This window comes from Pseudomonadota bacterium (assembly GCA_011049115.1).
In the GTDB taxonomy this organism is placed as follows: Bacteria; Desulfobacterota; Anaeroferrophillalia; order Anaeroferrophillales; family Tharpellaceae; genus DSCM01.
In genome coordinates this window covers 1-22134 of sequence record DSCM01000087.1, presented here as the reverse complement: position 1 = coordinate 22134, position 22134 = coordinate 1, and the positions used below count along the sequence as shown (strand labels likewise).

General features: G+C 55.1%; 18 protein-coding genes, 1 tRNA gene and 2 pseudogenes. 11 read left to right on the top strand and 10 right to left on the bottom strand.

Going from position 1 to position 22134, the window contains the following annotated elements; translation table 11 throughout:
• The 6 genes and pseudogenes from ENN66_07320 to ENN66_07295 form a co-directional block, all read right to left on the bottom strand.
• A pseudogene (locus ENN66_07320) lies at nt 1–208 on the bottom strand (transposase).
• 292 nt (nt 209–500) lie between these two features.
• Nucleotides 501–626 (bottom strand): annotated as a pseudogene (locus ENN66_07315) (IS91 family transposase).
• 185 nt (nt 627–811) lie between these two features.
• Nucleotides 812–888, bottom strand: a tRNA-Arg gene (locus tag ENN66_07310).
• A 245-nt stretch (nt 889–1133) separates the two neighbouring features.
• On the bottom strand, nt 1134–1697 hold the full coding sequence (locus ENN66_07305; protein ID HDS16402.1) for a hypothetical protein: 564 nt from the start codon (nt 1695–1697) through the stop codon (nt 1134–1136).
• A 177-nt stretch (nt 1698–1874) separates the two neighbouring features.
• The gene (locus ENN66_07300; GenBank protein HDS16401.1) at nt 1875–3581 is read right to left on the bottom strand and encodes a hypothetical protein; all 1707 of its coding nucleotides are present in this window, start codon (nt 3579–3581) and stop codon (nt 1875–1877) included.
• 18 nt (nt 3582–3599) lie between these two features.
• Nucleotides 3600–4634 (bottom strand): DmsE family decaheme c-type cytochrome, encoded by a 1035-nt coding sequence (locus ENN66_07295; GenBank protein HDS16400.1) that lies wholly within the window; start codon nt 4632–4634, stop codon nt 3600–3602.
• 431 nt (nt 4635–5065) lie between these two features.
• Between ENN66_07295 and ENN66_07290 the strand changes: the two genes are divergently transcribed.
• The 11 genes from ENN66_07290 (at nt 5066) to ENN66_07240 (ending at nt 16850) form a co-directional block, all read left to right on the top strand.
• The gene (locus ENN66_07290) at nt 5066–6301 is read left to right on the top strand and encodes a molybdopterin molybdenumtransferase MoeA (GenBank protein ID HDS16399.1); all 1236 of its coding nucleotides are present in this window, start codon (nt 5066–5068) and stop codon (nt 6299–6301) included.
• Nucleotides 6298–7254, top strand: coding sequence for a tRNA (adenosine(37)-N6)-dimethylallyltransferase MiaA (gene miaA / locus ENN66_07285; GenBank protein ID HDS16398.1), 957 nt, complete (start codon nt 6298–6300; stop codon nt 7252–7254). The genes ENN66_07290 and miaA overlap by 4 nt, the downstream gene beginning before the upstream one ends.
• Nucleotides 7255–7339: 85 nt before the next feature.
• Nucleotides 7340–7765, top strand: a complete 426-nt coding sequence (locus ENN66_07280; GenBank protein HDS16397.1) for a dUTP diphosphatase — start codon at nt 7340–7342, stop codon at nt 7763–7765.
• 2 nt (nt 7766–7767) lie between these two features.
• Entirely contained in the window at nt 7768–8706 is a 939-nt protein-coding gene (locus ENN66_07275; protein HDS16396.1) for an SDR family oxidoreductase, read from the top strand.
• Between the two features lie 73 nt (nt 8707–8779).
• On the top strand, nt 8780–9916 hold the full coding sequence (gene alr, locus ENN66_07270; GenBank protein ID HDS16395.1) for an alanine racemase: 1137 nt from the start codon (nt 8780–8782) through the stop codon (nt 9914–9916).
• Entirely contained in the window at nt 9810–10679 is an 870-nt protein-coding gene (locus ENN66_07265) for a tRNA 2-thiocytidine(32) synthetase TtcA (GenBank protein HDS16394.1), read from the top strand. The genes alr and ENN66_07265 overlap by 107 nt, the downstream gene beginning before the upstream one ends.
• A 141-nt stretch (nt 10680–10820) precedes the next feature.
• Nucleotides 10821–11615: a 2-hydroxyglutaryl-CoA dehydratase gene (locus tag ENN66_07260; protein ID HDS16393.1), complete on the top strand. Its 795-nt coding sequence runs from the start codon at nt 10821–10823 to the stop codon at nt 11613–11615.
• A 121-nt stretch (nt 11616–11736) separates the two neighbouring features.
• Nucleotides 11737–13485, top strand: coding sequence for an HDOD domain-containing protein (locus ENN66_07255; protein HDS16392.1), 1749 nt, complete (start codon nt 11737–11739; stop codon nt 13483–13485).
• A 212-nt stretch (nt 13486–13697) separates the two neighbouring features.
• Nucleotides 13698–14129 (top strand): response regulator, encoded by a 432-nt coding sequence (locus tag ENN66_07250; GenBank protein HDS16391.1) that lies wholly within the window; start codon nt 13698–13700, stop codon nt 14127–14129.
• On the top strand, nt 14129–15973 hold the full coding sequence (locus ENN66_07245) for a UbiD family decarboxylase (GenBank protein ID HDS16390.1): 1845 nt from the start codon (nt 14129–14131) through the stop codon (nt 15971–15973). Before ENN66_07250 ends, ENN66_07245 begins: the two co-directional genes overlap by 1 nt.
• A 367-nt stretch (nt 15974–16340) precedes the next feature.
• A complete protein-coding gene (locus tag ENN66_07240; GenBank protein ID HDS16389.1) occupies nt 16341–16850 on the top strand; it encodes a hypothetical protein in 510 nt (169 codons plus the stop codon).
• Nucleotides 16851–16908: 58 nt separating this feature from the next.
• Here the strand turns inward: ENN66_07240 and ENN66_07235 are convergent, their stop codons facing one another.
• From ENN66_07235 to ENN66_07220, 4 genes are all read right to left on the bottom strand, one after another.
• On the bottom strand, nt 16909–17904 hold the full coding sequence (locus ENN66_07235) for a class II fructose-1,6-bisphosphate aldolase (protein HDS16388.1): 996 nt from the start codon (nt 17902–17904) through the stop codon (nt 16909–16911).
• Nucleotides 17905–17965: 61 nt separating this feature from the next.
• Nucleotides 17966–18973, bottom strand: coding sequence for a DUF4388 domain-containing protein (locus tag ENN66_07230; GenBank protein HDS16387.1), 1008 nt, complete (start codon nt 18971–18973; stop codon nt 17966–17968).
• Nucleotides 18970–20718 carry a hypothetical protein gene (locus ENN66_07225; protein HDS16386.1) on the bottom strand — a complete coding sequence of 583 codons (1749 nt, stop codon included), beginning with the start codon at nt 20716–20718 and terminating at the stop codon, nt 18970–18972. The genes ENN66_07230 and ENN66_07225 overlap by 4 nt, the downstream gene beginning before the upstream one ends.
• A gap of 91 nt (nt 20719–20809) precedes the next feature.
• Complete coding sequence (locus ENN66_07220) at nt 20810–21823, bottom strand: GTPase (GenBank protein ID HDS16385.1); 1014 nt, start codon at nt 21821–21823, stop codon at nt 20810–20812.
• Between the last annotated feature and the right edge of the window lie 311 nt (nt 21824–22134).

The following is a 22134-nucleotide window of genomic DNA, read 5'->3' as shown; positions in this document are numbered from 1 at the left end:
GTCGCTTTGCCCTGACAAGATCAACAGGGCCTGTTCGGAGAACCGTGACAAGGAACGGATCAGCGTCTCCACCCGGTTTTTATCCTGTAGCTGGTCCAGGCGGCCAATGGTCGCGATGACCCCATTGCTTGACTTTGCCCTGCTCTTTGCGGTTTTCAACGATTTGGAGATATTCGTACTTGCCGGATTTTTTGACTCGAGCGAACATGGGGAACCTCTTTTGTTAAAGACACCCCACTTTTAGCGATTATTTTCATATTAGTCAAGATGTAGATTTTATTCTATGGCACTACCTTTTTGGTTTCTTGCCAACCCGGCATCGCTGAAAGCTAAGTATAGCAACAAATTTATTTTCTAACGCCGTTTCAACTGTCAAAGATCAGTAAAGCAGTTGCCGGTATCATTGTTCTGATTATTTCCATTTGTGACCCGCAGCATTGACAAATGATTTTGGCTCTGGGCCTCAGTCTCTTTGATATTTTGACCGGGTTGAATCGCAGAATCAGTTGCAATAGTTTGATGGCTTTCTTGCTGCATGGATGCAAAAATCCGTAGCAACGCGCTTTGCGAAATCCATTGGGAAGCACATGTTGTATCAGTAGCCAGAGAAAATGTTCACCGGTAACTTGTAAAAGTCAAGTACCTACCAGACAGTTGAGCCTCTCGGGTAAAAGGTGATTTAAGCAGCTGATGCCGCGGCTGAAGGTAACGCCGACGAATATCTTTTTCCCCGGCCAGTTTTTTCGGGGTGGTAGATGAGGCGCAAACAGCCCCTTGGCGAGGACTCGCCAAGGGGCTGTTGTGGTCATGGTGGTGCCCCCAGCGCGACTCGAACACGCGGCCTGCGGATTAGGAATCCGTCGCTCTATCCACCTGAGCTATGGGGGCTGTTGAAGCCAGCTTTTAATTGATTCGCCGACCGATGTCAAGTCGGGGTTTTGACTTTATTCTGTTTGCGTGGTTGGTGTGTCCCCCCTGAAATCCGAAATTCTCAGGGGGACACACGGTTGTCGCGGACTAAGTTTGTTTTGCACCTCACAGTTCATTTTCGGTCTGAAAGAAAAGAACATGGACTGTGAGGTACGGATTCGCGGGCCGAATGGCACCGCTTGGGTTGCGGGGCTCGCTCTCGATTAAAAACGATAGGTCAGTGAAGTGTTGACGATAAACAGCTTGCCGTCGTAGTCGTCTCCGAGGTAGGCCGTATCGTCATCAGCCCAGCGATACAGACCATTGATGCTCACGGCCAGCGCGTCGTTGATACTGTATTTGGCTCCCAGGGCCAGGTCCAGGGTGTTGTAATCCAGTTTCGAGTAATCGTCGGAACCGCTGTAATCAAGATAGCTCATCATGATGGTCTGGGTGTAGGGCACTGTCTGGGTCTCGCCGTAGATCGCGACATCGACGAAATTCTGATAATAGATGTTGTTACCGAAGGCCGGGACGTCGGCTTCGGCCCGGGTTCGGGTTGCCGTTAAGTCGGCGGTCAGTGTCAGTTTATCCGTCGGTTGATAGGTAGAGGTCAGATACAGCACCTGTGCCTTGCTGTCGTAATCAACATCGTCGTAAACCGAAGCGATTTGTTCACCCATGCTTTCGGAGAAGCAGCCGACAAAAACCGCGGTCGCATAGCGGCTGCGGGTGGTGGCCAGCTGATAATTGTAGCCCAGGCTGAAACTGAGATTTTTCATCGGCATCAGAAAGATACTGCCGTCAAGATTCCAGGCATTGCGCCGCCAGTTATTGTCGGCCTCGTTGTTGTCTTTGTAACTGTACTGCCCGTTCAGGTTGAAGGAAATGCCGTCGACCGGGTTCCAGGTTCCACCCGCTTTAAACAGGTGATGATTTTCCGGTACATTGCTGCCCGATTTGGTTCAGTAGCCGCTGCGCAGAATCTGATAGAAAGCGGTATTGGTCTCCATCGTGTCCGGATTCTCGATCAGAATCCCGTTCTGCAACAGGGTCCAGCCGTTTTCGTAATAATCATTGAATCCCAGACCGTTGGCGTAGCTGAAAGGCTTGTCGGCGTGTTCGTATTCATATTTCAGGCGCAGGTTGAGACTGGATAGGGGCCTGGCTGACAGACTCAGCTTGAGAGTGTCGTAAATGGTCTTTTCGTCCGCAAGAAATTTTTCATCCAGCAGCAGGGAATTGTCATATTCCTTGAAACTGTCTTCATCGCGATCGACGATTTTGTGGGTGTAGGCTCCGGTCAGTGTGTAGCCGCTGCGGAAAAAATACGAGGCGTTAAACCCGGCTTCTAAAACATCGCGGCTCAGACTGGAGGGCCGGTTGTAATTGAAATAGCTTACCGGCACGGTGCCCAGGCCATTGGCCGTGAAGGTGATGGCGGCGTTGTTGCTGAGTGAGGTCAGATCGACGTAGAGGTCGTCGCTGTCAATCGAATACTGTTTGGCATGGGCTTGCAGATGCAGACCGTTGATGCTGCGGTTTGTAACGCTGAAATACAGGGTATCGCCCTGGTAATCGAGATTGTTGTAGTTGTTTTCCGTTTTGGCGCGGACATAACTTCCATAGATGGTTGTATCGACAGGGCTGTCATAGCGAACCTTAACGGTATCCATCTTTTTCTTGATGTCAGCGGTGACCCCGATTTGTTGCCGGTCGTTTTCGAACAATTCCCGCGACATAAAGGTTGAGGTGCTCGAACCTTTGACGACCGTATCATACCAGTAGGTGTTGTCGATTAGGCCTTGATGGGAGTAATCGTTGCTGTGACTGTTAAAATCTCTTTCCGTGTGGAAATAGCTGGCGGTTAAACCGGATTTCTTGAAGGTCGCTCCCAAACTCAGATCCTCGGTGGTCTGATCGACCCGTTGGCCGACGCCGATGGTATGGCAGGGAGTGCACTGGCCGGTCATCAGCGTACTTTGTTTCCAACCTCTTTTTTCTTCATGGCTGTACCTTATCTCCGGGGTCAGATAGGGGAAGAATGGCAGCTGAACTTTGAGGTCGGCCCTGCTCTGCCGCCGTTCGATCATATAGTCGCGGCCCTGATCAAGATCATTGAAAATTGCCGTCTGCATTCCTTCCAGCGCAATGACGCCGGCTTCAGTCATAACCGGCACCGGATTGGCGGCGATGACGCCGTCATAGAAATCGTAATCGGTGTCCGCGGGAGAATCCTTGACGCCGTCCCCGTTGGTGTCGATCCAGTGCTCGATGCTCTGGGGAAAGGCGTTGGTTGCGGTGGCCATGGCGTGGGGCTGATCTTCAAACATCGAATCATGCCGCAGTCGGTGGATGAATTCCTGATAGCTGAAACTCCCGCAGATCATGCGTTTGATGTCGATTTCGGCCCCGGCCTCCATGTCTGAATCATCGGTGTAACGACCCTTGAGCTCGATCCCGATATCATTCTTGCGAACGCCTATTTCCAGGGCGCCTCCCGCTGAAGGGGATACCGACTCGTATTCGGCGGTTTTGTTGAGACTGTCGTCAACACTGCTGCCATGGTAGTTGATCTCGATTTTGCCTTCGGCTTTGTCTTCAGCCGCCGCGAGGCTGCTCCAGCCGATAATGGCGGCCAACAGCAGAAAAAAAAGTTTTTTATTACTCATGGTTGTCTCCTTTTCAGATTAACGGGTCAACCGGCTGCCGCCGCCCGGAGTGTAAAGTGATGGCAGATCGGATCCATGTACCTTGGGGTGGCACTGGCTGCAGCGGGTCATCATTCCCCTCTGCATGGCGCGGTTGTCCGGCATCCCGGTTCCCTGCTTGGCGTTGAGAATGGTCTGGGCTCCGGGAATGCCGTCGTCGGCGTATTTTTGGAGCGCCTCGGTGTTGGGTCGGAAATTGGTGTGAAAGTGAAGTTCGTGACACTGTAGACAGAGAAACGGCTCATTTTGCTTGAGCAGGTTGTCGGCGGTGGTGCCGTGCGGGCTGTGGCAGATAGTGCAATCTTCGGTGACCGGAGCGTGTTCAAAGGCAAAGGGCCCTGACTGTTCCATGTGACAACGCAGGCAGAGTTCGTTTTTCCATTCATCGGTTCGCAGCAACGGCCGGGTTTGGCTGCCGTGGGGATTGTGGCAGTCGTTGCAGTTCATCTTGCCTTCTTTGACCGGATGGTGATTGGGAAGATGCATCTTGGCGCGGACGCTGTTGTGGCAGTCGTAACAGAGCTCGGGCTGGGGTTTGGCTAAAGCCATGCCGGCGTTCTGCCCGTGAACGATGTGGCAATCGTCGCAGCCCAGGCCATAAGCCGCATGAGTTGAATGTCGCCATTCCATGGTGTCGCCGTCACTGTGACAATTCTGGCAGACAGCCGAGGCCTGAGCCTTGTCAAGCTTGCCGAATTGTAGGATTTTGTCGCTATCGCCTTCTTCGACATGAAGGCCGGCGGGTCCGTGACAAGCTTCGCAGCCTTGGCCGGCGGCCTGTGTCGGCAGGTATTCAAATTCCGCCAGACGGGCGTGGATATTATTTCGCTGAAAAGCCCGGTTAAGATCCTCATGGCATTCCTTGCAGGATGTTGAGCCGGTGAACCTGGCTCCGGCGATTTCAGTGATGTTGATTCGGGTTCGTCCCTGATTCTGAGCGCAGGCGCCCAGAATGATCAGAACCGTCAGACCGATGCTTCCGAGAGCAAGATGTCTTGCCGGGAACTTTTTCATTTCTCCTCCTCCTTAGTTTTCTGCGGCTATCTTTAAAATGTCCGGTTTCGACCCTCTGTCTCTAACCGGTGATCAGCGAGTATGGTCCAGGCCGTATTGATAGCAATATTTGAATACTTTCATGATAGGGTGATTTAGTTCACAAGGCCTTGAGCTGTCTAATATGGTTAGCGCATAAAGTCCAATATGTAATTATTGTGGATACTTGTTTGTATATAGCTATTGTCAATGGTATTCGCCTGTTTTTATGCAGTTTCTTCACGCGTTAATAACACTTGTTGGGGGCATAACTGAGTTCGCTGGTTTGAACCGGAGTTGCCTGGTCGGGTTTTTGCATTCTTGACTTGTATTCAGCCATCTGCTAGGTATAGGCAGCCGGTTTTCTGCCGGCCGGAGTGGGCTTCATGCGGATACACGCAGGGTTTTGAACTATGGAAAAATATATAGAGGTCGAACGGGCGCAGGCCTTGATTCTGGAAGATTGCCGGGCCTGTCTGCCCCTGGAAAAAGTCGATCTGCTCGCGGCTCTGGACCGGGTTCTGGGAGAGCCGGTGACGGCGTTTACCGATCTGCCGATGCAGGATAATTCAGCCATGGATGGTTATGGCTTGCGGGCGGCGGAAACTAAATCCGCTACCCCCGAAAATCCCTTGCGGATGCCGGTGGTTGCCGAGGTGCCGGCGGGTACGTTCTGGCCGGGGCCGCTGCCGGTTGGAACGGCGGTCAGGATCATGACCGGGGCGCCGCTGCCGCCAGGGGTGGACGCGGTCATCCGGCGGGAATTCGTCGAGGAATTCGAGCGAGAGATTGTTCTTGCCGAGGCGGTGCCGGTCGCCAATGATATTCGGCGGGCCGGCGAGGATATCCAAAAAGGCGAGCTCGTGCTGGCCGCCGGCGTCCGACTGACCCCGGCGGCGATCGGGATGCTCGCCGCCGTCGGCCGACCCTTTGTCAGTGTCGTGCGCCGCCCCCGGGTCGCGGTGCTGGCCACCGGAGACGAGATTGTTGATTTTCATCAGTCACCGGAGCCGGGGAAGATTCGTAACAGCAACAGCTTTTCCCTGGCCGCCCTGGTCCGACAGGCGGGAGCGGAGCCCCAGATCTTTCCTCTGACCCCGGATCGGCCGGAGGCCATTCGCCAGGCGTTATTGGCGGCGGTGGCCGTCAATGACCTGGTGCTGACCTCGGGTGGCGTGTCGATGGGTGATTACGATTTTCTGCAGGAGGTGATCGGCGCTCTGCCCCAGGCGGAAATCCGTTTCTGGCAGGTGAGGATGAAGCCCGGAAAACCATTGCTCTATAGTCGTATTGGGGATAAACCGGTGCTCGGTCTGCCCGGCAATCCGGTTTCAACGATGGTTGCCTTTGAACAGTTTGCCCGCCCCTTGCTCAGGAAAATGGCGGGCTGGCCGGAGAATCGGCTTTTTCTGTCGAAGGCGCGAGCGCGGTTGCTGGAGGATTTACCTTCGGCCGGGAACCGGCGCCATTATATCCGGGGTATCAGGGGTCCGGACGCAGACGGCAAGCTGACCGTGAAAAGCACCGGGGCCCAGGGTTCAGGAATACTCAGTTCAATGGTCAGGGGGGATTGTCTGATAGTTCAGCCGGCGGGCGCCGCCGGGATTCAGGCGGGAAGCCAGGTCGAGATTGAACTGCTTGATTATTGACGGACGCACGGGTGGTGGTCTTGCCGGAAAATAATCCTGAAGAAACCCCTCTGCTTCTGCTCTCCGGCCCGACCGGGGTGGGTAAAAGCGCGGTCGCCCTGGAGCTGGCCCGCTGCTTTGATGCCGAGATTGTCAACGGTGACTCGTTGCAGCTCTATCGCTATCTTGATATCGGTACGGCCAAGCCCACCTTGGCTGAGCGCCAACAGGTTCCACACCATCTTTTTGATATCCTTGATCCGGATCAGCCTTTTAATGCCACTGATTTTCAAAGCCGGGCGGATGCGGCGATCGCCGAAATTCGGGGGCGCGGTCGCCTGCCGCTGGTGGTCGGCGGCAGTGGTCTTTATCTGCGGGCGCTGCTCTTCGGATTGTGCCGGATGCCGGCGATCGATGCCGGGCTGCGTCGGGAACTTGAGGCGCGTCTGACTCGTGAGGGCAGTGAAGGATTGCACGCGGAGCTGGCCCGTCTTGACGCGCCGCTGGCGGCCCGTCTGGCGCCGCGCGATAAAACCCGAGTTCTGCGGGCCCTGGAAACGGTGCTGGCCACCGGGCAAAGTCTGGCTTTTTTTCAGGAGCGTCATCGCTTTCAGAAACCGCGTTATCGTTTTCTGCATATTTATCTCGAGATGGAGCGGGAGACGCTTTATCGGAGGATCAATCAGCGGGTTGAGATGATGCTGGCCGCGGGACTGATCGATGAGGTGCGGGGGATTCTGTCCCGAGGCTTCGCGCCGAAGCTCAAGCCGTTGCAAAGTATCGGCTATCGTCAGGCGCTGGATTGTCTTGCCGGTCGTCTGGAGCCGGCTGCGGCCGCCGCCGAGATCAAACAGGCCACCCGTCGCTATGCCAAACGGCAGCTGACCTGGTTTCGCCATGACGCGCACGCGCGTGGGGTTGAGGCCGACCGGCCGCAACAAGTCTTCGCTCTGGTCCGTGAGTTTACCCAGTAGCAAGTAGTCGTTTGAATAAATCCAAGGGGGAGTTTGCATGCATGTGCAAGAGCTGAATCCGACGGTAAAGCCGCTGCAGATCGATATGATTTATTGTCGTCCGGGAGCGCGGGCGCCGCGTTATATGACGGAACAGGCCGCTGGCATGGATCTTTGCGCCTGTCTTGAAAGGGAAATCCGGCTGGCTCCGGGAGCCCGCCGGTTGGTGCCGACCGGAATCGCCCTGGCCCTGCCCGACGGTTACGAGGCCCAGATTCGGCCGCGCAGCGGCCTGGCCGCGAAATACGGGGTTACTCTGGTTAATGCGCCCGGGACGATTGATGCCGACTATCGGGGCGAGATTGCCGTGATCATGATCAATCACGGGGAACATGAGTTTGTTATTTGCGATGGCGAACGGATCGCGCAGATGGTTGTCGCTCCAGTCACGCGGGTCAGTTTGCAATTGGTTGAAAAACTGGCTGAGAGCCGTCGGGGCAGTGGCGGTTTCGGGCACACGGGGGTTGAATGATTATGGGAAAACGGGTTCTGGTGACCGGCGGCGCCGGTTTTATCGGTAGTCATCTTTGCCGGGCCCTGCTTGAACAGGGGCACGAGGTGCTGTGTCTGGATAGTTTTTTTACCGGGCGCAAATGCAATATCGATAATCTGGTCGAACGCCATGATTTTGAGCTGATCCGTCACGATATTACCGAATCCATCCTGCTTGAGGTGGATCGTATTTTCAATCTCGCCTGTCCGGCTTCTCCGGTCCATTATCAATATAATCCGGTGAAAACCGTCAAGACCAATGTCATGGGCGTGATCAACATGCTGGGCCTGGCCAAACGAGTCCGGGCCCGGATCCTTCAGGCCTCGACCTCGGAGGTGTACGGCGATCCCAAGGTTCATCCTCAGACCGAGGCTTACTGGGGCCATGTCAATCCCATCGGCCGGCGCAGTTGCTATGACGAGGGCAAACGAGTGGCCGAGACTCTGATGCAGGACTATCATCGTCAGAATCGGGTTGATATCAGAATTGCCCGGATTTTTAATACTTATGGCCCCCATATGCTGGTTGACGACGGTCGGGTGGTCAGCAATTTTATTGTCCAGGCTCTGCGCGGCGAGGATCTGACCATTTACGGCGACGGTCGCCAGACGAGATCGTTCTGTTACGTGGATGATCTCGTGGACGCTCTTTGCCGGCTGATGGACAGTGAAGTCTACAGCGGGCCGGTCAATCTCGGAAATCCAGGCGAATTCACGATGCTGGAGCTGGCCGAGCTGGTTCTGGAATTGACCGCAAGTCGTTCAAGGATCAGCTATCTGCCCCTGCCCGAGGATGATCCGGTGCAGCGCCGGCCCGATATCGGCAAGGCCGTCGCCGAACTTGGTTGGCAACCGCGGATCGGGCTCAGAGAGGGTCTGACCAGAACCATTGCCTATTTTCGCCGGTCCCTGGGCATGTGAATCAGAAAGACGCGCTTGTGAGCGTGAGGTTCATGACAATATTTTTTCCCTCAAGAATTGCCAAGGAAAATCAATGTTTGTAAGTCGTCCGACCGTGGCCGAGATTGATCTTGGCGCCCTGCGGCGAAATTATGCCGCCCTTAAGGTCTACGCTGGGCCGCAGATCGGAATCGTGCCGGTGATCAAGGCCGATGCTTACGGGCACGGCGCACAAGCCGTCGCCGCCTGTCTGGCCCGGGCCGGGGTTCCCGGGTTCGCGGTTTCAACCGTGCCGGAGGCTCAGGTTTTGAAAGGTGCCGGAATTAAAGAGACTTTTTTAATTCTGGGGCCCCTTTATGAAGATGATCTGCCTCTGGTGATCAGGGGCGGAATGATTCCGGTGCTTTGGGAAGCGGAAAGCGCGGCGCGTCTTTCCGCTCTGGCGGTGGCCGCCGGACGCCGAATTCCGGTCCAGGTCAAGATTGATACCGGCATGCATCGGGCCGGGGTCATGCCCGATACGGCGCGGGATTTCATTGCTCTGGTTGAGGCCCTGCCGGGGCTTGAACTTTGCGGTCTGCTTTCTCATCTGGCGGTCGCCGATGGCGAACTTGCCTGGGAGCGGCGCTACACAGCCATGCAGGCCAGCCGTTTTGCCGAAATCCGCGCCGCTCTGGAGAGTGAAAAAACGACCGCGGCCATGGTTTTTCACCTGGCCAACAGCGCCGGTTTGTTGCGCTATAATTTCCCCGGCTGCAATCAGGCCCGGGTCGGGCTTGCCCTCTATGGTTCATATCCCGATGCGGCCTTGCGCGGCCGCATCAAGTTGCATCCGGTGATGACCGTGAAAAGCGGCATTATTCTGCTCAAAAAACTTAAACCCGGCCAGAGTGTCAGTTACGGCTGTCTCTATACCGCCCGCGAAGAGGTGACCCTGGCGCTGTTGCCGATCGGTTACGCCGACGGCCTGCGGCGTGAGCTTTCGGGGCGCGGTGAGGTGTTGGTGCGTGGCCGCCGGGCGCCGTTGATCGGACGCATCTGCATGGACTGGACGATGGCTGATGTGTCGGAGATTGACGGGGTTGCGGTAGGTGATGAGGTTGTCATTATGGGACGTCAGGGGGATGAAGAGATCTCGGTCGAGGAACTGGCCGCCTCCCTGGGAACCATCGCTTATGAAATCTTATGTACCTGGAGCGAAAGGGTCAGGCGGGTTTATAAACAGCCCTGATAAATTTATGGCGAGGGAAAGACGTAAAGGTATTCTGGGCAAGGTCAAATATCGTCTGGGCCGGGCTTTGGCCGATTATCAGATGACCAGTGACGGTGAGGTCCTCATGATCGCTTTATCCGGCGGCAAGGACAGCTTGGCCCTGCTCCATATCCTGCAGACCCGGCAGGCCTGGATTCCGATCAGCTACAGGTTGCGGCCGGTACATGTCACCTTGGGCGAAACGGCTGATGCCGGTCGAGTGGAGCGTTTGCGACGTGAGGTCGCCGCCCTGGGTCTGGAACTGGAGCTGATCGAAACCGATATCGGGGCCCGGCTCAAAGCCGGCGGTCTTTCGGAAAGTCCCTGTTTTCACTGCGCGCGCTGGAAGAGAAAGGCGCTTTTTGACTATGCCGCCACGCAGGGGATAGCCAAGATCGCTTTCGGCCATCATCGTGACGATATCCTGGAAACGGCCCTGCTTAACCTTTTCTACGGCAGCAGTTTCAGCACCATGCGTCCGCATCAGGTGCTTTTCTCCGGACGCCTGACCCTGATTCGTCCGTTGGCTTATCTGGATGAAGATGAGGTGGTTGCGTACTGTCGCCGGCATGATCTGCCGATCGACTCCTTGCCCTGTCCCTTTCAGCAGGAAGATGGTAAGCGTCGGGCCATGAAGGCCTTGCTGGCCCGTTTGCAGGCTGATAACCCCAAGGTGAAAAACAGTTTTTTCCATGCGTTGCATAACGTGCGCTTTGAATATTTGCCGGATAGGCTGCGCTAAGATCGGAGGAGGGGCCGGGTGAGGCCTGTCGATTTCGTTTTGATTCTGCGGATAGCACGAATAGAGAGCGGATAAGGCGGCCGGCGCCGGCGGTGGTCGTGAATTTTATGTGGTGCTTGGGATTTTTTGAAAGGTGTGGTTATGGAAAATGGGCGGGAAAAATTTTTTGCCGGGGTCGATGTCGGATCGACGACGACTGAAATGGTGGTGATTGACGGCGGAAAGAATATCCGGGCCACGAGCCGTACGGCTACCGCCGGCGATGTGCGCTTGGCCGCGCATCAGGTTTATGAAGACTGCCGCCGGCAGTTGCTGCATCCCGGCGAAGATCGGTTTACCGTGTTCTCCACCGGCTATGGCCGGGCGCATGTTGCTTACGCCGGGCGGGCTTTGAGTGAAATTATCTGCTATGGGATCGGGGTTCATCATCTTGACGTCGGGGTTCGGACGATCATCGATATCGGCGGTCAGGACGCCAAGGCGATCAGAATCGACGATCAGGGGAAAGTCCAGGACTTCGCCATGAATGATAAATGCGCGGCCGGTACCGGACGTTTTCTGGAAATGCTGGCGCATTCTTTTTGCATTGAATTGGATGGGCTTGCCGAATGTGCGGCCGCTTCCCAAAAAACACTGAAGATCAGCGCCACCTGCGCGGTTTTTGCTGAAAGCGAGATGATATCTTTTATTGCCCGGGGTGAAAATCGCAATGACCTGCTGGCGGCGGCGCATGTTTCGGTGGCGGAACGGGTCGCGGCGCTGGTGCGCCAGATTGGTCTGCAGCCGCCGCTGATGTTTTGCGGCGGAGTGGCGCGGAATCGGCATCTGGGACGGGTGCTGGCCCGGGAACTTGGCGTCGAACCTCTTATTCCGGAGGACTGTGAAATGGTCGGGGCCCTGGGAGCCGCGTTGCTGGCCGTTCGTGAGATGGCCTGAGTCGGCTTTCCCGCGGCGGCTTTGAGTTGCTGGCACGAACTATGCAAACACTTGCTGTCTAAAGTTTTATGGGGTTCTCTTGCCCCGTGTTATCCTGCCTTTTTGTCAGTGAGGGAGCAACATGGCTTCGCTGGATCCCGAATTTTTTTCCAGATTGTCTCTGCCTTCACCGCCCGTGGTGCTTTCCCAGCTGCTCAAGATGCTGGCCGAGGATCGCAGTTCGGCCACGGAACTGGCGGAGGTCGTGCTTAAGGATCCGGGCCTGACCGCAAGGGTTCTGCGCATCGCGAATTCACCTTTTTACAGTTTTAGTAACAAGATTGTAACTGTAAGCCACGCCATCGCCTTGCTCGGATTTCGGACCATTCGTATTATCTGCGCCGGCGAATCCTTTCTCGCGATCTTTCCGGCTCGTCTGAAGGGCGTCAGCCGGTTGTTCCACAATTACTGCCGACATTCCCTGCTGGTTGCCTTGCTGGCCCGAAATCTGGCCGAGAGTCTGGCTCCGGAGCTTGACAGTGAAAAGGTTTTTATTGCCGGTCTGTTGCATGATATGGGTAAGCCGGTCCTCTGGTATAATTTCCCCGAGCAGGCCGCTATTTATAATGACTTGCGGCGGCGGGATTTTTCCGAATCCGAAGCGGAGCAGCTGGCTTACGGTATTGATCATGCCACCGTGGGGGCCTGGGTCGCCGGAGAATGGGGTCTCGATAGTGAGTTAGCCAAAACCATGGCCCATCACCATGAAGTTCAGTCGGCGTCGATGCTTGAGAGCCTCCCGGTTCCCGCGGAGTACAACCTGTTAAAAATCGTCGGTCTGGCCAATATCCTGGCCCGATGCCTCCAGATTGAAGATGGAGGACGGCCGCCTGTGGCGGCGGTGGTCGACCTCTTTGTGCGCCGTAATCTGCCCGGTCTCGACTGGCCGAAATTGTTTGCCCGTTTGTCGGAAGAGGCCAGTCTTTATGAAATTGATTTAAGTCGGGTCGTTAGCGAAGACCACGGGACGGAAACCGCGATAGCTTCAGAATCTCTCCTGGAAAACAATCTGGTGGGAATAAAAGCCGAGGCCGATGGCGGTGAGGAGTTGCTGCGGCGTTCTCTGACCCTGTTCAAAGCCTATGATTCTTTTCTGGAGAATTTCAACTTAAGCGATATTTTTGCCGGCTCGCTTGTTGGTTTACGGTCGTTGCCCGGGGTGGTTTCCGTTTGGTTGATGCTGTATCGACCCCGGGAAGAAGCGTTGCTCATTCAGAGCGCCGCGGGCTCCATCGGCGCCAGAACCGCCGGCCACAGCTTTGTCCTGGAAAAATTTGAAGTTGAAAGTCTACGTTCCGTCGAGCGCCTGTTGTTTTCCCGCGCTCAGGCCGGGCGGAGGACGAGGCCGGAAACCGCGCTGGAAAAACGACTGGCGGGTTTTTTCCTCGATAGTGCTCAGGAACGCGGCCTGTTCCTTCCGGTTTTCAGTGAGAACCGGTTGCTGGGGGGATTTTGTCTGGGGCTTGACAACGGGTTTGATGAGGCGGACTTGATTCTGCCGGAAATGCTTTCCGGCTACGCGGTCCAATTGGTGTTGGCGCTGCGTTTTTATAAGCTGAGTCGAAAATTACAATTGCGTGATCGGCCATCGTCGATTTCACCTTTGATGCTGGCTCACGCGCTGAAAACTCCGCTCGCGGTTTTGCAGGAAAATATTTATCTGCTGGAGCAGGAAGGGCGTAAAGCCGGATTTGCGAGAACCGGTTATCGCCAGATCTATTGTCAGAAAATGCGGCGGTCGCTTGAGGAAATCGCCTCGGTCATGGCCCGTTGTGCAAATAGTGAAGAATCCTCTAAGGGCGTCCTGGTTCCCGGCGATACCTATCGGTGATTGTTGGTCAGAAACGGCTTTTTCTCCCCCCCCCCCTTTTTTTGTCGTTGAAACTCCCGCCGATGATCGATAAATTCTGTTTTTTTAAACGATCCGGACTTGGGAAGCAGCCTGTCGGTGTGTTATAGTCATTATAGTTTGAGCTGTTTGTCAAGATTCCATGCCGGGGGGGGGGCGGTGAGAGGCCCGGTTGCTCCTCTGAAATCGGCGGTATGGGTCTGGAAACGGGATTTAAAGGAGAACCGGAAATGGAAGAAGCAGAATGCTGCAAGCGTATTCTGGTTATGGATGACGAAGAGGTAATCCGTGCGGTTTGTGTCGATCTCCTGAGCTCTTTAGGCTATCAGGTGGACAGTGTGGTTGATGGTCGCGAGATGTTGTCTCGTTATCAGACGGCGCTGGAACAAGGCTGCCCCTACGCATTGGTGTTCATGGATCTGACCATTCAGGGTGGTGGCCTCGGAGGGCGGGAAGCCATGGTTGAACTTTTGAAGCTTGACCCTCAGGCTAAAGGTATTGTTTGCAGTGGCTATACCCATGATCCGGTGATGCTTGATTGTCGGGCCTATGGTTTTTATGGTAAATGCGCCAAGCCGTTTAATTTTAAGGTCTTGAATCAGGTTATTTGTGAGGCGCTTTCCTGATGGGCTACCGGACGCTGTTCGATTGCGTGCTTGATCTTGAGCGGCGGGGCCTTCTGCGGCGGATTGACTGCGAACTTGATCCTGATCTGGAAATCGCCGCCATTCAGCGCCGGGTCAGTCGGCAGGGAGGTCCGGCCCTGCTTTTCACCAGGGTGAAAAACTGCCGTTTTGCGATGCTGGGCAATCTTTTTGGCACTCTGGAGCGAACCCGTTTTATTTTTCGTGATGCCCGGCGTGATCTTGAACTGTTGACCGCTCTGAAGGTGAACCCGGCGGAGGTTTTAAAAAACCCCGCCCGTCTGCGTTTCCTGCCTCGGGCCGTGGCCCATTTGTTCCCTCGCCGGGTGAGCGCGGGGCCCGTTCTGTCCCGCCAGACCACGATTGGACGTCTGCCTCAGCTTAAGTCCTGGCCTGATGACGGGGGCGCCTTTATAACTCTGCCGCAGGTTTATTCCGAAGACCCGCGTCGTCCGGGCTGGCGTTTCTCCAATTTGGGTATGTATCGGGTCCAGCTTTCCGGCGGTAATTACCAGCCCGGTCAGGAGGTTGGTCTGCATTACCAGCTTCAGCGGGGCATCGCTTTGCATCATGCGGCGGCCCGGGAAAAAGGGACTCCACTCAAGGTCAATGTTTTTGTCGGCGGGCCTCCGGCTTTAAGCGTGGCGGCGGTGATGCCCCTGCCAGACAACCTGCCGGAAATTTCCTTTGCCGGTCTGCTAGGCGGTCGCAGCGTCAGAATGGTGCAGCCGACCGGCTGTCTGCCGATGCCGGCGGAGGCCGATTTCTGCTTATGCGGAACTATCCTTGATGACATTTTACTGCCCGAGGGGCCTTTTGGCGATCACTTGGGTTATTACAGCCTGCGTCATGATTTTCCGGTTCTGCGGATTGAGCGGGTTTATCACCGACCGGATGCCATCTGGCCCTTTACTGTGGTCGGTCGGCCGCCCCAGGAAGATACGGTTTTCGGAAAATTCATTCATGAGCTGACCGGTAGTCTGATCCCTGAGGTTCTCCCCGGCGTTGTCGGAGTCCATGCCGTCGATGCCGCCGGAGTTCACCCCCTGTTGCTGGTCCAGGGCAGCGAACGTTATTTGCCTTATTGTGAGCGCAGCGAGCCGCGGGAATTACTGACCCAGGCCAATGCCGTTTTAGGACAAGGGCAGCTGTCCCTGGCAAAATATCTGCTGATTGTTGCCCGGGAAGATAATCCCGGGCTTGATATCAATGATTCCGAGGCCTTCCTGCGGCATCTGCTGGAGCGGGTCGATTGGCGGCGAGATCTTCATTTTCAGACCCGGACGACCATTGATACCCTCGACTACTCGGGGTCGGGTTTGAATCAGGGGTCAAAAGTTGTGATGGCCGCAGTGGGCCGCAAACAGCGGGAGCTTTTGACCGACTGGCCGTCAAACTGGGGGTTGGCGGCAGGTTTTTCCAGGCCGCGGATGGTTTGCCCCGGGATTGCGGTGCTGCAGGGCCCGCCCTGTCGTGCCCCGGAAGACGAACCGGCCCGAGCCCAGGTCGAGATGCTGCTGCATCGGCTTGAGCAAAATCCAGCGGTCGAGGGCCTGCCCCTGTTGGTGTTGGTCGATGACAGTGAGTTCGCGTCTCGAAATCTGAATAATTTTCTCTGGGTGACCTTTACCCGTTCCGATCCGGCGCGCGATATTTACGGGGTTCGAGCCGAGGTGCTTGATAAACACTGGGGTTGTCATGGCCCCTTATTGATTGACGCCCGCCATAAACAACACCATGCTCCGCTGCTCAGTGAAGATGCCAAAACCAGGGATCGGATTGAAGCTCTGGCGGTCAAGGGCGGACCGTTGTCCGGCCTCTTCTGATGGAGTCCGGGTGTTTGCGGAGTTTGGGTTAAGATGCTGAATGCCGGACAGTTTACACTTTCCCAGGAAAAAGAATTCTTTTCCGCCTGCCGGGTGCTGTTTGGTTCCGATATAGAAGTAAACCGTGATTTTTTGACTTACCTGCAACTGGAGGGAATTCGGCAGGCTTATCTGAACCTGGCGAAAACAACCCATCCGGATCGTTTCCCCGGGGCCGACCTGCTTTTACTCAGAAGAAAGGCGGAATCCTTCAGCCGGGTTACCGGAGCCTATGGTACCTTGAGTGCTTTTATCAAAGCCCGTTCAAAGGGGGTGTTTTTTACCGCAGGAGACCGGTTCGGAAAGGTTTCTCAGCCGATGAAAGACTTTGTCGTTTCCCCACGGTCGCAGCCGGCCGGCAGGGGGAAACTACAGCGGGGGCGGCGGGGAGTATTTTTTTTCGTCTCGCTGCGGCAGTTTGCCCCAGCGGCAGCTGCCGCTGGGGTTTTTTCTTTATTATCGGGGCTATATCAGTTATCAGGATTTGTCCCGGGCTCTGGTCTGGCAGAGGAGCCAGCGGCTGCGGTTAGGTGAGATTTCCCGGCGTTGGGGACGGCTCAGCGAGGACGAGATTAAGGTCGTGCTTCGCTGTCGTGATCAAAATGTCAGCCGTTTCGGGGAAAAGGCCGTGGCCCTGGGTTTTCTCAATCATTTTCAGGTCGATACCATGATTCACTATCAGCGCCGTCGGCAACAGCCGCTCGGCAGCTTTTTCGTCGAACAGGGGGGGCTGCCCCAGGTCGTGTTGGAGAAACTGTTGCTGGAACTCCATGATCATAACGAACGAGTAATTATCGAAAATCCCTTTCTCCGCCGTTTTTTCGGAATTTTCTTCTGAATCTCAGGCCTTTGTCAGCTGTGTTTTTTCGTCCCGAAGCTGTTTGCCTGGCTGTGGTTTAGCCGCGACCGGCGCTGCCCAGCACCTGTTCATTTTTTTCCATGATCATCTTGGTTAATTCCTCCCGGGCCGGTCCCAGATATTTGCGTGGATCGAACTCCTGGGGTTGCTCGGCAAAGAGCTTGCGGATCATTGCGGTCATAACCAGACGACCGTCCGAATCAATGTTGATTTTACAGACCGCTGATTTGGCGGCCTGACGCAGTTGCTCGGCCGGAATGCCGACGGCTGCTTCCAGCTTGCCGCCGCACCGATTGATGATTTCAACGTATTCGGGGAGCACCGAGCTCGCGCCATGCAGGACGATGGCAAAGCCCGGAATCCGGCGCTCGATTTCTTCAAGAATGTCAAAGCGCAGCGGGGGCGGGAGCAGAACCCCTTCCGCATTTCGCCGGCATTGCTCGGGCTTGAATTTGTAGGCGCCGTGCGAGGTGCCGATGGAGATGGCCAGGGAGTCTACCCCGGTCCGGTGGACGAAATCCTCGACCTGTTCCGGATCGGTATAGATTGAGCGGGCGGCAACCACATCGTCCTCGATTCCCGCCAGAACCCCGAGTTCCCCCTCAACTGAAACCTCATGACGATGGGCGTATTCAACCACCCGCGTAGTCAGGGCGATATTTTCTTCATAGGAAAGGTGGGAACCGTCAATCATGACGGATGAGAAACCGCTTTCAATGCATGAGATGCAGAGCTCAAGAGAGTCTCCATGGTCAAGATGGAGGGCGATCGGGTTGTTGTAGCCGGCTTTGCGTCCCATGGCTACCGCGCCCTGGGCCAGATACTGAAGCAGGGTCTGATCGGCGTATTTGCGGGCCCCGCTGGAAACCTGGAGAATGACCGGGGAGTTGGAGCGGCCGCAGCCATTGATGATGGCTTGGAGCTGTTCCATGTTGTTGAAATTGTAAGCCGGAACCGCGTAGCCTTCACTGAAGGCCTGTTTAAACATTTTCCGCGTGTTGACAAAACCGAGACTGCGATAGTCGATGCCCATATAATTCTCCTTGTCAAGTTAAAAGATTGTCAGGGTTCAGTGGGTGACCCACCTGGTTTTTTCAAGGCCGGCGCAGTAGTTCAGCGGCCTGGGCCAGAACGGCTTTCCGGTCGGCCCGCAGATTATCCACGATAGCCGAAAAAAAGGTCGGCTTCAGGCCCTGTCGTGGGTTGGTGAGGTTTTTGATGGAAAGTAAGGTTGCAATAACCAGTGCCGTGCCGAGCAGCATCAGGGGCAGACCGCTCAACTGGCGGTTTACGGCCGGGGCCCGGCTGAGCTTTCCGGTGCTTTGAGATGAACTTTCCGGAACGATAATGCCCCGTTCCAGAAAATCAAGTATAATCCGGCAGGTGTGAAATTGGCCGAGAACATTACGATTTAAAATTTCGCTCAGTGGGCGTTTGCCGTCAAAAAGGCGATAGGTTTCAAGTTCGTCGCGGTCAAACTGGGCTTCCAGTCCTTCCTTGAAGAGGTTCAGGTCATGAATTGAGGCTTCTCCGTTAGCCTGCGCCAGGGTTGTCTCAAAAACCCGGTCCAGAGGTTGAAGACGTTTTTTCATGACCGTCATCTCATCGATTTGCCGCAGGGCTTCCAGGATAATGAAATTGGCGTCCTGGGCCGGCAGGAAAGGATGTCTTTGCACCTCGCTGGTGGGGAAGAAGCTGTATTTCCCCTTGGTCCATTGCATGGTAACGATAAACGATTCGATCAGACGGCGGAGATTGATATTTTCCAGTTCCCCGGGGCTGATAAATTTCCCCTGGACCAGCAACTCGGCAACCTCCTTTTCGCCGAGACCGCGCTTGCCGGTCAGCAAATCATATGCGGACTCATCGAGGTGGCCGCTTTTGACGAGGATGCTTTTCAAATCAAGTAAATGTCCGGGGAAATCGCATTCAAAATCAACCAGGCCGCCATCAAGAAAGTACCAGGAGCAGTTACCGTCTTTGCCTTCGACGCTCAAACTGCCGCATTTCACCTGCTGCGTAATCAGCTGTAAGATGTCGGTGATCTCGAAATTTTCGAGATCGGCGTTCAGCCCTTTGGTGGCGGAGAATTGTTTTTTCATTGATATTTCTCGCCCGCTTGTTTTCTCAGGTGGATTGACAGGGCGGTGGCTATCAGACCCAGATTGGCGATCCAGATCAAAGCAGGGAAAACCAGACTGAGCCAAGGGGTTGACGGTGGTTGAAGGGCCATGATTCCAGTTCGGCAGATCAGGAAATTATAGAGCCAGAAGAGGGCTGGAATCTGCAGCGCCGCGGCGGCGACCGGTTGACCTCGCAGCAGTTGATAAAAACCGGGAACCGCGATGCTGGTCAGGGTCAGTAAAATTGACGTTTGCGAATGCCAACCCAGATTGCAGGGACTCTGCCGACCGGCGGCCTGACAGAGAGGGCAGGCCGCGGTATGCTTGAGTTTTTTCAGAGAATGAAAAAGCCGGCCGCAACCGGGACAGAGTCGACGATTGCCCGGTGTCAGTAAAGCCTGCCAAAGGATTCCTCCCAGAAAGATTATGACAAGTATGAAGTAGGTTGTCCATCCGGCTCCGGGAAAAAGCATGTAACGGAAAATCTCCGGGAAAAAGGTTTTGTGGCCGGGTTGTGAGTCGGCATATTGACGGTAAAAATTTTCGGGCAGAGGCATAAAGTCGGGCTGACTTTGGGCTTCGTGCGTCTGGCTGAGATCGGGATCGATACCGAAGGCTTTTTCCAGATAGGTCTGACTTTTTATCAGATCAAACGAAAGGCTCAGATAGGCCCGACTGAGATTGTAGTAAGGGATCCCCTGCCGTGGTTCAAGCTCTGCGGCCTTAAGGTAGAGCTGTTCGTACTGGTCAAGGGTGGTCTCGGGGTTCTTCTGTAGAAACAAAAGGTTGGCAAGATTATTGTAAACCGCTCCCAGTTCGATTTTTTCCGCGATGATCTGGCGCAAAAAAATTTCCGCTTTGTGATATTCGCCCCGTTGCCTGGCGATTTCGGCCTGCATGAAGAACTGCAGGACCAGTTGACTCAGGTTTTCGGCCGGTTGCTGATGTTTGCTGGCGGGTTCAAACTGAAGGTGACGGCCGCTTTCACTCAAACGGGCCGATCTGAAAAAGGATGAGTCCAGGGTGAGCAGGGAAAACATCCCTTTTTCGTAGGCAAAGGGGGTGAACAGCAGGGCGGCGAGCAGCAGGGCCAAAAGAATGATGTCTCTCCTGGTTGCCAGGATAGAAATCAGGCCGGCCAGTAAAAAGAGACCAGGCAGCGGGGTCTGAAGGTAAATAATCAGTACGGCCGCGATCGCGGCCGTGGTCAGCAGGAGTTTCTGCGTCGCAGGTTTCAGCTTGATTCGTCCCATTTCCGAAAAGGTTCGGAAATAGCGGACGGCCATGATGGTCGTCATCAGGATCATGAGGGAGAATGGTAGTACGGCCAGAGCCAGCCAGAGAAAGGTGGCCGCGTAAAAGCCTTCCTGGGGGTTGCTTTGAAACTTGCGGGTGGCTGCAAACAGGTGACGCAGTGATTTCAGGCCATGGCCCTGGTCAAAAAAAAGTTCACAAAGCGCGGTTTCGGGGAAAGCGTAATCGGGGGAAACCTGAACCGCGGCCTTGGTCAGCAGGGTGGCCGCTTCAGGTTCAGAAGATTTTTGTTTCGCCATCTCAATCAGGGCCAGGGAATAGAGGGTGGCGTTTTTGATGGCCAGTGATTTCTTGGTCAAGATGAAATCTTCGAGGCTTCTTTCCAGACCGGGAAGGGTGGCCGGGGTTGGATCGATAACTTGCCGCCAGGCCTTGTCGAGGACGTTTGCCTGCGCTGCGGGTACGGCCATGCCCAGGCAGCTCCAGAGCAGAAAGAAAGTTGCCAGCAGAGCTGTGCCTGGGGCAGGAAAAGTTTTTTTTCCGGATGCGTGCAACATCGGTTTACAGCTCTTGGCGGAGGAAATCTTTGATACTTAAAGTAATCTCAACCGTAACCACCTGCCGGCGGGCGCCGTCAGTGGCCAGGCGCAGCGGCACGGTCAGGGTGTACGGATCAAGCAGCCGGGTTTTGCCGACCTGCATAATTTCGGGTTTGAAAGGTTCCTGGCCGGTTTCGCGGTGCTCCCTGGCCCGTGGGTCGGCGCCGGAGAAGGCAACGGGAGGGACGTTATTTTCGGCGCCCAAGGGATGAGGCCTGTTTTCGGGCCGGCTTGTTATGGTGGGTGGTCTTGGGACGGATATTTCGGGGTCGGGTTGTTTCCTTCCGGCCTCTTGCGCGGGACTGGGCCGATGATCGACGCCGGCAGCGGTTGGAACGCTTCTGTCTGAAGGGGTGTTAAGGCCTCGGGAGACGGCTTCTTCTGTGCGTTGACTTTTACGTTTTAAATCCTGCAGCACCAGTTTGCAACAGGCGGTCAGGGTCTGGAGAACGCCATTGCCGCTAAGGGCCGAGCCGCTGAATCGTGGAGCCTGGGGCAGGTTAAAGATCCGATCCATCGCTTCAATGGTCATGATGTCTTTCAGATCACGTTTGTTATACTGGAAAACCACTGGAATCCTGGTGATGTCGCAGTTGTAATATTTCAGGTTTTCAATCAGATTGTTGAAACTTTCAAGATTTTCCTGTTCCATTGAGGTTTGGGAATCAGCGACGAAAACCACGCCGTCAACTCCGGTCAGCACGGCTTTTCGGGTTGAGTTGTAGTAAACCTGACCTGGAACCGTGTAGATCTGAAAGCGGGTTTTGAAACCACCGATATTTTCCAGCTCGATCGGCAGAAAGTCGAAAAAAAGGGTGCGATCGGCATCGGTCGCCAGGGAGACCAGCTCACCGCGTTGACGGGGGTTCAGCTTTTGATGAATCTGCTGGACATTGGTGGTCTTGCCGCAAAGCGCAGGTCCGTAGTAGACGATTTTAGCGCTGATCTCTCGTTTCTTATAATTGAAAACAGCCATTGCAAATCCACGGTTTCAGGTTTGGCTAATTCGGATGATTGATTGTTTCGTAACAACTCCTGCGGTTTCGTTTTCCTTCCGTCTTCGTCACGGCAGCGCACTTCTATGTCTGTCTCATGCCTCAGGTTTCGGGTGCCTCGCATGTGGAGCTGTTACGGAGTCATCCTGCTTTTTTGCGATTTCCAAGATTTGTTACGGGTTTATTGCCGTTTGTCTTTTACAGAAGCGGTGAGGCTTCTTGATTGTACCCTACATCGACGGGGAGCGGGTCAGGTTTTCCAGTTCTTCGATTTCCCCGGCCAGGCTTTGGT

What these genes read in the sequence shown, in the direction of transcription:
- ENN66_07300 (HDS16401.1), bottom strand. Translation starts at nt 3,581, where the DNA reads ATGAGTAATAAAAAACTTTTTTTTCTGCTGTTGGCCGCCATTATCGGC.
- ENN66_07305 (HDS16402.1), bottom strand. Translation starts at nt 1,697, where the DNA reads ATGCCGATGAAAAATCTCAGTTTCAGCCTGGGCTACAATTATCAGCTG.
- ENN66_07235 (HDS16388.1), bottom strand. Translation starts at nt 17,904, where the DNA reads ATGGGCATCGACTATCGCAGTCTCGGTTTTGTCAACACGCGGAAAATG.
- ENN66_07265 (HDS16394.1), top strand. Translation starts at nt 9,810, where the DNA reads ATGAAGAGATCTCGGTCGAGGAACTGGCCGCCTCCCTGGGAACCATCG.
- ENN66_07220 (HDS16385.1), bottom strand. Translation starts at nt 21,823, where the DNA reads ATGGCTGTTTTCAATTATAAGAAACGAGAGATCAGCGCTAAAATCGTC.
- ENN66_07230 (HDS16387.1), bottom strand. Translation starts at nt 18,973, where the DNA reads ATGAAAAAACAATTCTCCGCCACCAAAGGGCTGAACGCCGATCTCGAA.
- ENN66_07260 (HDS16393.1), top strand. Translation starts at nt 10,821, where the DNA reads ATGGAAAATGGGCGGGAAAAATTTTTTGCCGGGGTCGATGTCGGATCG.
- alr (HDS16395.1), top strand. Translation starts at nt 8,780, where the DNA reads ATGTTTGTAAGTCGTCCGACCGTGGCCGAGATTGATCTTGGCGCCCTG.
- ENN66_07295 (HDS16400.1), bottom strand. Translation starts at nt 4,634, where the DNA reads ATGAAAAAGTTCCCGGCAAGACATCTTGCTCTCGGAAGCATCGGTCTG.
- ENN66_07245 (HDS16390.1), top strand. Translation starts at nt 14,129, where the DNA reads ATGGGCTACCGGACGCTGTTCGATTGCGTGCTTGATCTTGAGCGGCGG.
- ENN66_07275 (HDS16396.1), top strand. Translation starts at nt 7,768, where the DNA reads ATGGGAAAACGGGTTCTGGTGACCGGCGGCGCCGGTTTTATCGGTAGT.
- ENN66_07225 (HDS16386.1), bottom strand. Translation starts at nt 20,718, where the DNA reads ATGGCCGTACCCGCAGCGCAGGCAAACGTCCTCGACAAGGCCTGGCGG.
- ENN66_07250 (HDS16391.1), top strand. Translation starts at nt 13,698, where the DNA reads ATGGGTCTGGAAACGGGATTTAAAGGAGAACCGGAAATGGAAGAAGCA.
- ENN66_07255 (HDS16392.1), top strand. Translation starts at nt 11,737, where the DNA reads ATGGCTTCGCTGGATCCCGAATTTTTTTCCAGATTGTCTCTGCCTTCA.
- ENN66_07280 (HDS16397.1), top strand. Translation starts at nt 7,340, where the DNA reads ATGATTTATTGTCGTCCGGGAGCGCGGGCGCCGCGTTATATGACGGAA.
- ENN66_07290 (HDS16399.1), top strand. Translation starts at nt 5,066, where the DNA reads ATGGAAAAATATATAGAGGTCGAACGGGCGCAGGCCTTGATTCTGGAA.